Genomic DNA, 13,271 nt, shown 5'->3' on the forward strand with positions numbered 1-13,271 from the left:
AACCTGTGCTCCCGCCCGGCCCGGGCCGCGCGACGAGCGCCTTCATGCTGCACACGGCCGACGCAACGGGAGAGTACCGCGATGATTCGCGCTCAAGGGTTCACCCATCTTGGGATCGCGTTCGCCCTGACTCTGTGCGCGGTGCCAAGCCGCGCCGCCGAGCCGTCGGTCGCGTGGCTTCCGCCCTGGCAGGGGGGCGCCAACAATCCTGCGATCGACAGGGGATTGGACTTCACCGTCAAGGAGGCCGACAACCTCGCCGACTTCCACGGGGACCTGACCAATGCCGGGCTCATACTCTACGTCGGTGGCAACTACTTCTTCGCCATGGCGCCCCTGGTGGTCGCCTTCGAGGCGAAGCACCCCGAATTGAAGGGCCGCGTCTACTACGAGACAATCCCGCCCGGCCTCCTGGTCCGGCAGATGAGGGCGGGCGGGCGCATCACTGTTGGCAACATGACTTGGACTGCCAAGCCAGATGCCTACTTCTCGGGCCTGAGGGCTGTGAACCGCCTGATCGATGATGGCGATCTCGTCGGCCCTCCCACCGTGTACGCCACCAACCAGCTCGCGATCATGGTGCCCAAGGGGAACCCAGCCGGGGTAAAGGGGCTGGCCGATCTCGGCCGGCCGGACATCAGGCTCGCCATGCCGAACCCCGACTACGAGGGCGTGGCGCGTCAGATCAAGGCCGCGCTCGCGAAGGCGGGCGGCGATGCTTTGGTGACGGCGGTGTACGAGACGAAAGTCGCCGGAGGCTCGACCCACCTCACGCGGATGCACCATCGACAGACGCCGGTTTGGCTGATGCAGGGGAAGGCCGAGGCCGGCGTCACGTGGCGCTCCGAGACGCTCTTCCAAGAACAGGCCGGTCTACCGACTGAACGCATCGACATCCCGGCCGACCTGAACGCCACCGGCATCTATGCCGGCGCTGTTGTCAGAGGCGCCGCTCACCCAACCGAGGCGAAGCTCTGGCTGGAATTCCTGTTGAGCGACGAAGCGCGATCCATCTTCGCTCGCTACGGCTTCGGCGCATATCGGCCGTGAGCCGGCGATGACTGCATGCCCCGCGCGAGGGCTCGGTTGAGCGTCCGAAGAGCGCGGTCGTCGCGGGTGCAGAGATCGTGGGCGAAGGCCTCCTCCAGGTAGGCCGCCTCCGGTGTCGGCCGCGTCTTGCCCGCGGCGGCCTGCGTCGCGGGGAGGCCCAGCGCCGCGGCCAGGAGCCAGAGGCCGATCCGCGTCATCGCTCGGTTCACTTCGCGTAGTGGAAGCCGGCCTGCTGCAGTTCGGGCAGCGTGCCGACGGCGCCGGGGGTCAGGATCACGCCCGGAATCAGGTGGTTGGTGAGGTCGGCCGCGAGCGCCTCGTGCGAGAGGCGGTCGGGATTGAGGTCGCGCTTGATGAGCGCGGCCGCCTGTTCCCAGATCGCGTTGTGGCACGACAGGAACACGACGCCGCGGGCCATCAGCGCCGGAATGCTGTTGTTCGCCGGCGAGAACATGCCGGCGGGATCCTGATAGTCGGACGCACTCACTTGCGCCGCCGACTTGGGCTCGATGAGTGTGTTGGTCTTGAAGCTCTCGCCGGCGAGCTTGGTGAACTGGTACTTGTCCCACATCGCTTGATCGTAGAGGGCGATGTTGGCCGAGCCGTGCGTCGCCGAGGCCGCCAGAAAATCCGGGTGCCGGAACGACCACACCTGATTGTTCACGGCATTGCGCATCAGGTTGAGCCAGGGTCCGCCGATCTCGGTGTTGTCCCAGACCTGCCGCGGGCCGCCGCGGTAGGCGATCACCTCCGACAAGGCCTCGTGATCCCAGAGATCGGGTCGGTCGAGGATCATCGGTACGGTCTTGAAGTCGCGGCGACGCGGCGCCTCGGCGAGGCGAGCCGTGAGTGCCTGCAGGGTCTGCGCACCCTCGGGCGGTCCGGAGGCGGCGGTCGCCGCTGCGGGACGACTTTCTGCGAGGCCGGCGGCAAGGCCGGCTCCCAGGGCGAGAAGGCCACGACGTGCGAAATTCATGATCGTCCTCCGATCGGAGCCGGTCTCGAGTCAGCGCGGAACGGTGCCGGAGGGCGGGGCGTGCGCGCCGAGTGTCACGCCGTCCACGGTCCGGCCGTAGTAGTCGTAGGGACTGTCGTGATGGGCGGCGCGGGTCACGGCGAGGTCGCCGGTGAAACGCGGGTCCTGCGGACGCTCGCGGCTGTCGATATAGGCGGCCACGTCCCACGCCTCCGGGTCGGTCAGGCTGTCGCCTTGGCCAAGCGGCATGTTGGCCTTGATGAAGCCTGCCGCATTGACGACCGAACTCATCCCAGCCCCCCAGTTGTAGGACCTGTCGCCCCACAGCGGCGGGAACACGACGGTTCCGTCCGGGCTCGCCTGTCCGGCGCCGTCGCCGCCGTGGCAGAGGGCGCATTTCGCGGCGTAGACCTCCCGGCCGTGCCCGATATCGAGGCTCTCGGGTTTGGCGAGCTTCGGATATCCCTGACCGGGCAGCTTCACCCCTACCGGTGCGCCGCCCGCCAGGAAGGCCGCATAGGTCTCCAGGGCGACCAGCGCGGGATCGCCGAGCGGGGGCGCCTTGCCGTTCATGCTATACCGGAAGCATCCCTGGAGGCGCTCGGCGAAGGTGTTCACGTGCCCATTCTTGGCCCGATAGGCCGGATACAGCACGTAGGCGGCCCAGAGCGGTGCAGAGTGCCCGAGCCGCCCGCGGTCGAGGTGGCAATTCGAACACCGGAGGTCGTTGCCGACGAAGCCGGGCACCTGCGCCTTCGTGTCGTGGAAGATGCGCTCGCCCTGACGGATGACCTTGCCGAAGGCGTCGTCGGGGATCGCCGAATCCGGCGGCGGCGCGAAGGCGCCCGCAGTCTCGGTCTCGGCCTCTGCCGTACTGAACTGCAGCAGCGCCAAGGCTAGCCCGAGGATGGATACGGCCGCCGAACGGATCGCGTCGCGTCTCTCGAGACTCATGGCCGACCCCCGACCGGCGAGGCGGGGAGAGCGGCGTAGTAGGCGGCCGCCGCAGCCCCGTCGTCCTCGCCAAGCTTGGCGGCGATGCCCTTCATCAGCCCGAGCGGATCGTTGTGCCGCGTTCCGGCCTTCCAGGCGGAGAGTTGCGATCTCAGGTAGGCGGCCGGCTGGCCGGCGAGCGCCGGGAAGGCGGGACCGACCCCCTGTCCGCCGGGCCCGTGGCACTGCGCGCAGGCGGGCAGCCCCTTCGACCACGCTCCGGTTTCCGCGAGGGCTTTGCCTCGCGCCATGACGGTGGTGTCCGGAATCGACGTCTCCGCGGCGACCTTCGATGCAGGGAGTGCGGCGTAGAAGGCGGCGACTGCACGCCGCTCGCCCGGCGTCAGAGCCTGGGCGATGGGGCTCATGATCTCGTTCTGGCGGGTTCCGTCGACGAAGCTGTCGAGCTCGTGCACGAGGTAACCGCCGGCGAGGCCGGCGAGGCGGGGGAAGCCATCCGCGGCGCTCCCGCCGCCGCGATCCCCGTGGCACGAGGCGCAGGCCGGGGCTCCGGCCTGCGTTCCGTTCCCGGCGATGTCACCGCCGTCGGCAGCCCGAGTCGGACCGGCGACGAGAGACATCATCAGCCCGGCGAGCGTGATCCGGGAACTCCATCCTGACGATCTCATCGCCTCCTCCCGACGTATTCGGTTCTACTGTCCGGCCTGCCGGGCGCGAGCCTGCGCTATCGCGTCGCGAAATCCCTTCGCATCCAGCGCCTGGGCCACCTTGAGTGGGCCGACGAGGTAGACGGGAGTTCCCTGCAGACCCATCGCGTCGGCTTGGGCCATCGTACGCTGGAGCAGGCTACCGATTTCCTGCTTGTGCGAGTCCCGGTCGGCTTCGAGCTTGGCCATGTCGATGCCGGTGCCGGCGATGGCCTGCCGCATCTGGTCCTTCGCGATCTTGCGGCCGGGAATCGCCATCAGCGCGCCGTGCACGTCCTGATATCGACCCTGATACTTGGCCGCGAGCGCCATCTGCGCCGCGTAGATCGAGGCATCGGAGAGGATAGGCCAATCCTTGTAGACGAGGCGGATGCGGCCATCCTTCGTCACCGCCGCTTCGAGTTCGGGCTCGGCCTTCTTGCAGAACGGGCAGTTGTAATCGAAGAACGCCACGATGGTGACATCGCCCTTCGGGTTCCCCGCCTCGGGTGCGTCGGGGTCGTGCAGGATGGCGTTCACGTCCACGCCCTGCGCCAAGGCGAGTCCCGGCCTCAGCGTGCGCACCAGGGGCCACGCGGCGGCCGTGACGAGGGAGGCGCGAAGAAGCTGTCTGCGGTCCATGGATCGGTCCTTGTCTGAGGATCAAGCGCCGAGGCGGTCGAGCACGCGGCGGAATTCAGCCGCCGACACTTCCCCGGTCGAGCGCGTTCCGGCGATCTCCGCGCTGCTCCTGTCATCGAGGAAGATCAGGGTGGGCGGACCGGCGACCTGGAAGCGTCGCATCAGACCCTCGCTCGGGGGACCGGGGGCCGTGATGTCGGCGCGGATCACCGTGACGCCACGCAGCTTCTCCCGCACCGCCGGGTCGGCGAGCACCGTGCGCTCGATGGTCCGGCAGGCGGTGCACCACGCCGCCGAGAAGGCGATCAGGACCGGCCGGCCGCTGCCGCGATTTCCGGCCAGGGCGGCATCGAGTTCGGCCGTGCTGTGCACCACCGTCTCGGCTTCGGGCGCCTGAGCTCCGGCGGTGAAGGCCAGAGGCCGAAGCGGATCGTCCTGGCCCGCGGCGGCCCCGACGGCCAACGTCGCGCCGTAGACGACGGCCAGGATCCCGGCCGCCTTGCCGAGACGCCGGACGGCACCATCCGTCGGTGACAGCCTGTCGAAGGCGCCGGCGAACACGCCGCCCCCGATCGCGAGGGCGGCCCAGAGGGCGAGGGCGGCCGGTGCGGGCACTGCGCGCCCGACGAGCGAGACGGCCAGGCCGAGGAAGACGAAGCCGAAGATGCGGTTCGTGACGCGGAGCCACGGCCCCGAGCGCGGCAGCAGACGGGTGCCGAAGGTTCCGACCAGCACGAGCGGCAGACCCATGCCGAGGCCGAGGGCGAACAGAGCCGCCGCACCGCGCCCGATATCGCCGGTCTGCGCAACGTAGAGCAGGGCGGCCGCGAGCGGAGGCGTCACGCAGGGGCCAACGATCAGCGCGGAGGTGAAGCCGAGGATCGCCGCTCCGCTCACGGGCCCCAACGCCCCTCCGGGCCGACCGGCAAAGCGTGCAGTCAGGGCGGCTGGCAGGCGCAGGTCGAACAGGCCGAAGCTCGCCAGACCCAGGACGACGAACACGGCAGCCATCGCGGAGAGGGCGACAGGCGACTGCAATGCCATCTGCAAGTTGCGACCGGACCAGGATGCCGCCACCCCGAGGGCGGCATAAGCCGTCGCCATGGCGAGTGCGTAGGTCGCCGAGAGGACGAAGCCGCGGCCACGCATCGGAGATTGATCGGGCCCGGATCCTGCGAGCATGCCCGCAAGGATCGGCACCATCGGCAGCACGCAGGGGGTGAAGGCCAGAAGCAGCCCGAGCCCGAAGAAGGTCACGACCAGCACGGGCAGCAGCCCGGTCAGCGCGGGAAGCAGCGGCACCGTCTCGGCGGAGGGAGCCGGGTCCCAGCCCGCGGCGGCCACGGCGGGGGTCGCCGCCGGCATCTGGACCGCCAGGGTAGCGAGATCGACAGTCCGTCGCGCGGGCGGGTAGCAGATGCCCCGCTCGGCGCAGCCCTGATACCGGACGACGAGCCTGCTCATCCCCGCGAGGGCGCCGGGCGCGATCGTCGCCGTCGCGTGTGTCCGGTAGATCTCGGTGGGACCGAAATTCGGGTCGTCCTCCATGTGGCCCGGCGGCGTCGCGACCGGGACCGCCTGCCCGGTCTCGGTCGCGGCTGAGATCCGGTCACGGTAGAGGTGGATTCCGGGCGCCATGCGCCAAGCGAGCCGGAGCGTCCCGTCCGGGTCCCGCTGAGCCGTGAGGGCGAAGGGCGCGCCCTCGGCGCGTCCGCGATCAGCGGGGAGCGCGGCGCAGACCAGGGCCAACAGGATGAGAGCGACGCGGCGAGGGGATATGGATGACGCGGAAGACATGCCGACAGCCTCACCGCTCCGCTTAAGCCAGGCTTAAGGAGGCGGCCGGAGAGCGCGCACAGGAGGCTTGATCCATGCGCATCCTCGTCGTTGAGGACGATCCCATCCTGGGCAACGGCCTGCGGGCCGGCCTGTCCCTCGGCGGCGCGACGGTCGATCACGTGGGCGACTGCGCCGACGCCGCCGCCGCCCTGGCGACCTCGGATTTCTCGGCCATCGTCCTCGACGTGATGCTGCCGGACGGCAGCGGCATCGATCTCCTGCGCGACCTGCGCGCGGCCGGAGACCGGACGCCGGTCCTCCTGCTGACTGCCCGCGACGGCGTGGGGGACAAGGTGGCGGGTCTCGATGCCGGCGCCGACGACTACCTCGCCAAACCCTTCGATCTCGACGAGCTCGCGGCGCGGCTGCGCGCCATCACACGGCGCGACATGGGCCGCGCGGAGCCGGAGCTGCGTCACGGACCGATCCGCGTGAATCCGGCCGACCTCACGGCCAGCGTCGCCGGGCGTCCCGTGAGCCTGTCGCGCCGGGAATTCGCGATCCTCTCGGCGCTGATGGAGCGGCCCGGACAGGTCCGCTCCCGCGGCGATCTGGAGGAGCGGCTCTACGGCTGGCAGGAAGACGTGGAGAGCAATGCCGTCGAGGTTCACATCCATCACCTGCGCGCCAAGATCGGCCGCGAGGCCATCGAGACTCTGCGCGGCCTCGGCTACCGGATGCGGCCCCTGTGACCGGCTCGCTCCGCCTGCGCCTGTTCGCCGCGCTCCTCCTCGCCACCGGCATCGTCTGGCTCGCGGCCGTGGTCTGGATCGCTGTCGGCAGTCGACGGGAGGTCGAGCGGGTGCTCGACACGCGCCTGCAGGAGGCCGCCCGCATGGTGGTCTCCCTGGTCACGGATCTCGACCATCCGTCGAGCACGACCGCGGAAGGCCGGCCGGCTCAGCTCGGCAGCTACGAGCGCCAGCTCTCCTGTCAGGTCTGGTCCCTCGACGGGCGGCTCATCGCCCGGTCGAGCGGCGCGCCTGACCGGAAGCTCTCCGAGGCCGCGCCGGGCTTCTCCGAGCGGACCATCGACGGCGAGACGTGGCGTGTGTTCACGGCCGAAGATGCCGGGCGCAACGTGCGGGTCATGGTCGGCGACAGGCTCGGTCTGCGCGAGCGGCTGGTCACGGATCTCATCAAGGGCGTCGTCTGGCCGGCCCTGCTCATCGCGCCGCTCCTCGGAGCGGTGATCTGGCTCAGCCTCGGGCGAGGCCTGCGGCCGCTGCGGCGCATGGCCCGCGATCTCGCGCAGCGGGACGCGGACGACATGCGGCCGGTCGATGCCACGCACGCGCCGGTCGAGGTCCGGCCCCTCGCCGACGCCCTGAATGGTCTGTTCGGCAAGGTCGAGGCGGCCCGCGCCCACGAGCGCACCGTGACGGCCTTCGCCGCGCACGAGCTGCGGACGCCGCTCGCCGGGCTGAAGACCCAGGCTCAGGTCGCGCTCGCGGCCCGGGACCCGGACACGGTCCGGGAGGCGTTGGGGCAGATCATCCTCGCCGTCGATCGGAGCAGCCGCCTCGTGCGCCAGCTGCTCGCCCTCGCCCGCGTCGACGCGCAGGAGCGCGTGCCCGCAACGGATTTGGTCGCGCCGGCCGAGGTGCTTCAGCGCGTGATCGCCGGTGTCCCCTCCGTGGGCGAGATCACCGTCGCGGTCAGTCCCGACGCGCAGGTCGGGTCCGTGCGAACGAACGCCGAGTATCTGGAGCTGGCGCTCCGCAACCTCCACGAGAACGCCGTCCAGCACGCCGTCCCCGGTGGCTCGGTGCGCTGGCGCCTGAACCGGGACGGCCTCACCGTCGAGAATGACGGACCAACCATCCCCGAGGACGAGGTCGCGAGGCTCGGTACCCGCTTCTTCCGGGGCCGAAACCGGCATCCGACCGGCAGCGGCCTCGGCCTCGCCATCGCCAAGGCCGCGCTTGCGAAGATCGGTGCCCGGCTGTCGATCGACAACAGGGAGGACCGGACCGGGGTCGTGTGCAGCGTCACGCTCGGGTCGGACGAAGCCCCGGTCGCGGTCAAGCCGGCCTGAGCGGCCTCTCGCGTCGCGGTCGATCGCGGAGGTCGATGCCGGACCATCTCCGAACGCCCCTCTGCGCGGTCGATTGACGTTTTTGTATATTCAGGATTCCGTTCCATGCGTGGCTTAATTGACGCCAGCCGGCGAGGGGGTATTGTCGCAGCGCAGTCTGCGCAGAGTCAGTTCATGATTTCAGAAAACAACCTTGGCGTCGCTGGCGTGCCCCCTGCCCTGCCGCCGATCATCGGGGACGCGGCGCCGGGCTTCCGCGCACGAACGACAATGGGCACGCGCGCCCTCTCGTCGTATCGCGGCCGCTGGCTCGTGTTCTTCTCGCATCCGGCCGACTTCACCCCGGTCTGCACCAGCGAGTTTGTGGCGTTCGCGCGGGCCCATGAGGCGTTCCAGGCCCTGGATTGCGATCTCCTGGCGCTCTCCGTCGACAGCCTGTCGTCGCATTTGGCGTGGCAGCAGAGCATCGAGCAGCGCTTCGGCGTCCGGGTGCCGTTCCCCATCGTGGAGGATCCGGCGATGGGGATCGCGCAGGCCTACGGCATGCTGCCCCAAGGTGCGACGTCGAGCGCCACGGTGCGCACCACCTTCGTCATCGATCCCGACAGCATCGTGCGGGCCCTCATCACCTACCCGCTGACGGTGGGAAGGAGCGTCGCCGAGATCCTGCGGCTGGTGAAGGCCCTTCAGGCCTCCGACGCGGCCAACGTCTCGACCCCGGAGGGCTGGCAACCCGGCGAGCCGGTGCTGATGAACCCGCCGCTGACGAGCGACGAGGTCGGCGCCTGCGGCCCCGACTGGTACTATCGTCTGGAGAGCGTCTGATGGCGCCAGGCACGGACGAGGCCCGGGCGACCGCAGCGGCCGACCTGCTCAAGCTGGTCGCCAACCCGAACCGTCTGCGCATCCTCTACCTGCTGACGGATGGCGAATGGTCGGTCTCGGAGATCGAGCAGCGCCTCGGCATCCGGCAACCGACCCTGTCGCAACAGCTCGGCGAATTGCGCACCGCCGACGTCGTCGCCACCCGGCGTGAGCACAAGGTGGTCTTCTACAGCCTGACCGACCCGCGCGTGCGCGCGCTTCTCGGGGCAATCGAGGACATTCTGGTACTCGACCACCCGCAACGGCGGCTTCCGCCACGAAAATCCGATGCGCGAGCAAGAGCGCTCGGCCAGGCAGCCCAATTCGGAAAGATCGGAGACGAGCCGTGACCGCATTCCTCGCGCCGCTCGCGGGCGGCGCACTGATCGGCGCCTCGGCGGCGCTGCTGCTTCTGGCCAACGGTCGCATCGCCGGGATCAGCGGCATCCTCGGCGGTCTGCTCGACGGTCTCCTCGGTCCGGCGGCCCGCGACTGGTCCTGGCGCGCGGCCTTCCTCGCCGGGCTTCTCGCCGGCCCCGCCCTGTACAGGTTGGCGGCGGGCCAATGGCCAGATGTCCGCGCGGATGCGTCGTGGCCGATGCTGATCGCCGCCGGTCTTCTCGTCGGCTTCGGGACGCGCCTGGGCTCGGGCTGCACCAGCGGTCACGGGGTCTGCGGCTTGGCCCGGCTCTCCCCGCGCTCCTTCGCGGCGGTCGGGACCTTCATGGCAGCGGCCATCGTCACCGTCTTCCTCGTCCGGCACGGGGTGACGCGATGACCGCCCCTCGCCTCCTCGCAGCCCTCGCAAGCGGTCTTCTCTTCGGTCTCGGTCTCGCATTGTCGGGGATGATGAACCCGGCGAAGGTCCTGGGCTTCCTCGACGTCGCGGGCGTCTGGGATCCGAGCCTCGCCTTTGTGCTGGCCGGGGCCGTCGGGGTCTCGGCGCTCGGCTACGCGGTCAAGGCTCGCATGGCGCAGCCGGCGTTCGCGCCCCGCTTCGAGGTGCCTACGAACCGCCGTCCTGATGCGCGACTCGTTGCTGGGAGCGCCCTCTTCGGTATGGGCTGGGGGCTCGCCGGATTTTGTCCCGGACCTGCCCTGGCCGGGCTCGCGCTCGGCCTGCCGCCGGTCGTCGTGTTCGTGGGCGCGATGCTGGTCGGCATGGCACTGCACAGGTTGGTCGTCGCGCGAACGCCGGCTCTCCCCGCCGCCGGCCGGTGACGCCACCGTTATCGCTCGACAACAGGGGCCGGTCCTCTCGCGGCCCCTTCCCTGCGTGCCGTGCCTCGAGCGTCACTCGATCTCGCGGTCGAGTCGAGTTCGCAGGTCCTGCGCTTCTGCAGCCATTCTTCGATGATGGCTCGCCGGTCATCCGTCGGGAGACCGATACGGATCTTGAGCAGTCGCGCGGCTGCCGTCGCTCTCGATCCCGGCTCGTCCCGTGCGGGCCTCATCCCCGTACCGCCCACCGTCGCTCGCCGCGGTGGCGCGGCCTCAGGCCACGGATCGATCGGCCGCATGAGGCTTGGCCATCCACTCGCGGCCCTTCAGCATGGCCTTCCAGTAGATCGGAGGCAGCATCCGCTCCTTGAGAAGCCACGCCATATGGCTCGGCTTCGTGCCGTCGATCAGCCAGTTGGGGAAGCTCGGCATCAGCTTGCCGCCATAGCCGAACTCCGCGAGCAGGATCTTGCCCCGTTCCACCGTCAACGGGCACGAGCCGTAGCCGTCATAGGCGGCTTCGACCCCGCGAAGGTGTCCCATCTCCACGAGCAGATTGTGGGCGACCACCGGCGCCTGTTTGCGGGCCGCGGCGGCGGTCTTGGCGTTCGGCGTGTTGCACGCATCGCCGAGTGCGTAGATCGCGGGGTAGCGTCTGTGGCGCAGGCTCGCGGGATCGACTTCGATCCAGCCCCCGGCATCGGCGAGCGGCGAGACACGGACGAAGTCGGGCGCCTGCTGTGGCGGGACGACGTGGATCATGTCGAAGTCGGTCTCGACCGTCTCGCCACCTCCGTCCTCGGTCTTGCGCGAGAACCATGCGCGCCGGGCAGGTCCGTCGATTCGAGTCAGCGTGTGATCGAAGTTCAAGCGCGCGCCGTAGCGCTTCACATAGGCCATGAGCGGCGGAACGTACTCCTTCACGCCGAACAGAACCGAGCCGGCATTGTAGAACTCGATCGCCATGCTCCCGAGCCGGCCCGCGCGCAGCCAATGGTCGGCGGAGAGATACATCGCCTTCTGCGGCGCTCCCGCGCACTTGATCGGCATGGGCGGCTGCGTGAACACGGCACGACCGGAGCGTAGATTCTGCACGAGTTCCCAGGTGTAGGGCGCGAGATCGTATCGGTAGTTTGAGGTGACGCCGTTCTGCCCGAGGGTCTCGGCGAGCCCCTCGATCCCGGCCCAGTCGAGCTTTAGACCCGGCGCGACGACCAGGCGGTCATAGCGGACCACGCGAGAGTCCCCCAGGAGCACCGACTTGCTTTCCGGCTCAAAGGCCGTCACCGCCGACTTGATCCAGCGCACGCCGTCCGGGATCAGCGACGCCATGGTCCTGGCCGTATCTGAAGGCGCGAAGATGCCGCCCCCGACCATGGTCCAGCCGGGCTGGTAGTAGTGGATGTCGGCGGGATCGATCAGGGCGACGTCGAGGTCCGGCTTGCGAGCCTTGAGGCTTGCCGCGACGGCGATGCCGCCGGCTCCGCCCCCGACGATGACGACGCTGTGGAACAAGGCGCCCGAATCCGTCGGGATGCGCCGCCCTGCCCCGATGCGCCGGACGACGGCAGAGAGGTCAAATCCTGCCGCGTTCGTTGCGGCGAGGATCTCCGGTAAAGGGCGTCCGCGCGCACCTTCGCTCAAGGCCCACAGCGTCGCCGAGCGGGTTCCGGTACGGCAATAGGCGAGGACCGGCTTGGGCAGCGCCGCCAGCATCCGGCCGAATGCGGCCGCATCCGCGTCCGTGACCTTGCCGGACGCGACGGGCAGGTAGCGGGCCTCGAGCCCCGCCTCGCGAGCCGCGGTGTCGATCTCCGAGAAGCTTGGCTGGCCGCCGCCCTCGCCGTCGGGGCGATTGCAGATCACGGCTCGAAAGCCGGCCTGCGCGGCCTCTGCGAGGTCTTCGGTGGTCACCTGCTTCGCGATCGACAGGTCCTGAGCGAGACGATGGGCGCGCATGGTCGTTCTCGTCATTTCACATTTATGTATATCTTGACTCGAGTCTCAGAGAACCACATCTTGACTTGCTGCACAACGGATCGCATCGTAAAATCGAATTCGAGCGCCGTCGATATCTTAATCTATAAAATGACGTGAGGCGCTCGGTCCGCTTCCGGCAATCCGCAGCCGGAAGCTGCGGAGCTCGGAGAACCAGCGGCCATGCATGCACTTCCGGCTCTCCTGTCAGGCTCAGGGGTCGGCTTCACGCTCGGCCTGATCGGCGGCGGCGGCTCGATCCTGGCGACCCCGCTTCTGCTCTACGTGGTCGGCATGACGCAGCCTCACCTGGCGATCGGAACGAGCGCGCTCGCGGTGGCGGCCAATGCGTTCCTGACGCTGATCGGCCATGCCAAGGCGGGGAATGTGCGCTGGCGATGCGCCACGATTTTCGCCCTTGTCGGGATCGTCGGCGCACTGGCCGGATCGTCCCTTGGGAAGGCCGTGAACGGACAGCGCCTGCTGTTCCTGTTCGCGTTGCTGATGATCGTCGTCGGCATCCACATGCTCCGAGGCCGAAAGGGCGTGGACGGTGCTGTCGAGCCGGCCGGCTGCGGTCCGGTGCCGAGCGCGAAGGTCGTGGCGGTCGCGTTCGCAGTCGGCATGCTGTCGGGATTCTTCGGGATCGGTGGCGGCTTCCTGATCGTGCCTGGACTCGTCTTCGCCACTGGAATGCCGCTCATCTCGGCCGTCGGCACCTCGCTGCTCGCCGTTGGCGCCTTCGGCCTCGCTACAGCCCTGAACTACGCCGTGTCCGGCATGGTCGACTGGATCGTGGCAGCGCAGTTCATCGCCGGCGGCCTCGTCGGCGGATTTTTCGGAATGAAGCTTGCCAATCGGCTTGCGGACTTCAGGGGAGCACTCAACGCGGTGTTCGCCACCGTGATCTTCGTCGTCGCCGGGTACGTGATCTATCGCAATGCCGGCGCCCTTTCAGGTATTCCGTAATATTTCGAGCGACGGGAACTTGTTTTACAAAGAAAGTCACCCGATGCATGCGATG

15 protein-coding genes are annotated in these 13,271 nt (G+C 69.1%); 8 read left to right on the top strand and 7 right to left on the bottom strand.

Annotated elements, in window-relative coordinates; all coding sequences use genetic code 11:
• Positions 1–81: 81 nt before the first annotated feature.
• Positions 82–1,050: a molybdate ABC transporter substrate-binding protein gene (locus ACLBXO_RS17750; RefSeq protein WP_447686153.1), complete on the top strand. Its 969-nt coding sequence runs from the start codon at positions 82–84 to the stop codon at positions 1,048–1,050.
• Here the strand turns inward: ACLBXO_RS17750 and ACLBXO_RS17755 are convergent.
• Genes ACLBXO_RS17755 through dsbD form a run of 6 tightly spaced genes read right to left on the bottom strand, consistent with a single transcriptional unit; the run spans position 1,023 to position 6,057 of the window.
• Positions 1,023–1,247, bottom strand: a complete 225-nt coding sequence (locus tag ACLBXO_RS17755; protein ID WP_447686154.1) for a hypothetical protein — start codon at positions 1,245–1,247, stop codon at positions 1,023–1,025. The genes ACLBXO_RS17750 and ACLBXO_RS17755 overlap by 28 nt on opposite strands.
• 8 nt (positions 1,248–1,255) lie before the next feature.
• Positions 1,256–2,026 (bottom strand): thiosulfate dehydrogenase, encoded by a 771-nt coding sequence (gene tetH, locus ACLBXO_RS17760; protein WP_331317440.1) that lies wholly within the window; start codon positions 2,024–2,026, stop codon positions 1,256–1,258.
• 30 nt (positions 2,027–2,056) lie between these two features.
• Entirely contained in the window at positions 2,057–2,980 is a 924-nt protein-coding gene (locus tag ACLBXO_RS17765) for a c-type cytochrome (protein ID WP_447686155.1), read from the bottom strand.
• Entirely contained in the window at positions 2,977–3,648 is a 672-nt protein-coding gene (locus ACLBXO_RS17770) for a c-type cytochrome (protein WP_447686156.1), read from the bottom strand. The genes ACLBXO_RS17765 and ACLBXO_RS17770 overlap by 4 nt, the downstream gene beginning before the upstream one ends.
• Positions 3,649–3,672: 24 nt before the next feature.
• Positions 3,673–4,308 (bottom strand): DsbA family protein, encoded by a 636-nt coding sequence (locus ACLBXO_RS17775; protein ID WP_447686157.1) that lies wholly within the window; start codon positions 4,306–4,308, stop codon positions 3,673–3,675.
• A 21-nt stretch (positions 4,309–4,329) separates the two neighbouring features.
• On the bottom strand, positions 4,330–6,057 hold the full coding sequence (gene dsbD, locus ACLBXO_RS17780; protein WP_447686158.1) for a protein-disulfide reductase DsbD: 1,728 nt from the start codon (positions 6,055–6,057) through the stop codon (positions 4,330–4,332).
• A gap of 122 nt (positions 6,058–6,179) precedes the next feature.
• Here dsbD and ACLBXO_RS17785 point away from each other — a divergent pair, with 122 nt between their 5' ends.
• The 6 genes from ACLBXO_RS17785 (at position 6,180) to ACLBXO_RS17810 (ending at position 10,270) form a co-directional block, all read left to right on the top strand.
• A complete protein-coding gene (locus ACLBXO_RS17785; RefSeq protein WP_331317446.1) occupies positions 6,180–6,839 on the top strand; it encodes a response regulator transcription factor in 660 nt (219 codons plus the stop codon).
• Complete coding sequence (locus ACLBXO_RS17790) at positions 6,836–8,185, top strand: ATP-binding protein (RefSeq protein WP_447686159.1); 1,350 nt, start codon at positions 6,836–6,838, stop codon at positions 8,183–8,185. Before ACLBXO_RS17785 ends, ACLBXO_RS17790 begins: the two co-directional genes overlap by 4 nt.
• A gap of 174 nt (positions 8,186–8,359) precedes the next feature.
• Positions 8,360–9,010 carry a peroxiredoxin gene (locus ACLBXO_RS17795; protein WP_447686219.1) on the top strand — a complete coding sequence of 217 codons (651 nt, stop codon included), beginning with the start codon at positions 8,360–8,362 and terminating at the stop codon, positions 9,008–9,010.
• Positions 9,010–9,399: an ArsR/SmtB family transcription factor gene (locus tag ACLBXO_RS17800; protein WP_419539400.1), complete on the top strand. Its 390-nt coding sequence runs from the start codon at positions 9,010–9,012 to the stop codon at positions 9,397–9,399. The genes ACLBXO_RS17795 and ACLBXO_RS17800 overlap by 1 nt, the downstream gene beginning before the upstream one ends.
• Positions 9,396–9,827: a YeeE/YedE family protein gene (locus ACLBXO_RS17805; RefSeq protein WP_447686160.1), complete on the top strand. Its 432-nt coding sequence runs from the start codon at positions 9,396–9,398 to the stop codon at positions 9,825–9,827. The genes ACLBXO_RS17800 and ACLBXO_RS17805 overlap by 4 nt, the downstream gene beginning before the upstream one ends.
• The gene (locus ACLBXO_RS17810; RefSeq protein WP_331317450.1) at positions 9,824–10,270 is read left to right on the top strand and encodes a YeeE/YedE family protein; all 447 of its coding nucleotides are present in this window, start codon (positions 9,824–9,826) and stop codon (positions 10,268–10,270) included. The genes ACLBXO_RS17805 and ACLBXO_RS17810 overlap by 4 nt, the downstream gene beginning before the upstream one ends.
• A gap of 273 nt (positions 10,271–10,543) precedes the next feature.
• On the opposite strand, the gene ACLBXO_RS17815 is transcribed toward ACLBXO_RS17810, so the two are convergent.
• The gene (locus tag ACLBXO_RS17815) at positions 10,544–12,229 is read right to left on the bottom strand and encodes a TIGR01244 family sulfur transferase (protein WP_447686161.1); all 1,686 of its coding nucleotides are present in this window, start codon (positions 12,227–12,229) and stop codon (positions 10,544–10,546) included.
• 201 nt (positions 12,230–12,430) lie between these two features.
• Here ACLBXO_RS17815 and ACLBXO_RS17820 point away from each other — a divergent pair, with 201 nt between their 5' ends.
• On the top strand, positions 12,431–13,216 hold the full coding sequence (locus ACLBXO_RS17820) for a sulfite exporter TauE/SafE family protein (protein ID WP_447686162.1): 786 nt from the start codon (positions 12,431–12,433) through the stop codon (positions 13,214–13,216).
• Positions 13,217–13,271: the final 55 nt, after the last annotated feature.

This window comes from Methylobacterium sp. C33D (assembly GCF_053345825.1).

Coding starts and splice junctions, on each gene's coding strand:
- ACLBXO_RS17775 (WP_447686157.1), bottom strand. CDS start 4,308: ATGGACCGCAGACAGCTTCTTCGCGCCTCCCTCGTCACGGCCGCCGCG.
- ACLBXO_RS17800 (WP_419539400.1), top strand. CDS start 9,010: ATGGCGCCAGGCACGGACGAGGCCCGGGCGACCGCAGCGGCCGACCTG.
- ACLBXO_RS17770 (WP_447686156.1), bottom strand. CDS start 3,648: ATGAGATCGTCAGGATGGAGTTCCCGGATCACGCTCGCCGGGCTGATG.
- ACLBXO_RS17820 (WP_447686162.1), top strand. CDS start 12,431: ATGCATGCACTTCCGGCTCTCCTGTCAGGCTCAGGGGTCGGCTTCACG.
- ACLBXO_RS17750 (WP_447686153.1), top strand. CDS start 82: ATGATTCGCGCTCAAGGGTTCACCCATCTTGGGATCGCGTTCGCCCTG.
- ACLBXO_RS17785 (WP_331317446.1), top strand. CDS start 6,180: ATGCGCATCCTCGTCGTTGAGGACGATCCCATCCTGGGCAACGGCCTG.
- ACLBXO_RS17795 (WP_447686219.1), top strand. CDS start 8,360: ATGATTTCAGAAAACAACCTTGGCGTCGCTGGCGTGCCCCCTGCCCTG.
- ACLBXO_RS17755 (WP_447686154.1), bottom strand. CDS start 1,247: ATGACGCGGATCGGCCTCTGGCTCCTGGCCGCGGCGCTGGGCCTCCCC.
- ACLBXO_RS17815 (WP_447686161.1), bottom strand. CDS start 12,229: ATGCGCGCCCATCGTCTCGCTCAGGACCTGTCGATCGCGAAGCAGGTG.
- ACLBXO_RS17810 (WP_331317450.1), top strand. CDS start 9,824: ATGACCGCCCCTCGCCTCCTCGCAGCCCTCGCAAGCGGTCTTCTCTTC.
- ACLBXO_RS17765 (WP_447686155.1), bottom strand. CDS start 2,980: ATGAGTCTCGAGAGACGCGACGCGATCCGTTCGGCGGCCGTATCCATC.
- tetH (WP_331317440.1), bottom strand. CDS start 2,026: ATGAATTTCGCACGTCGTGGCCTTCTCGCCCTGGGAGCCGGCCTTGCC.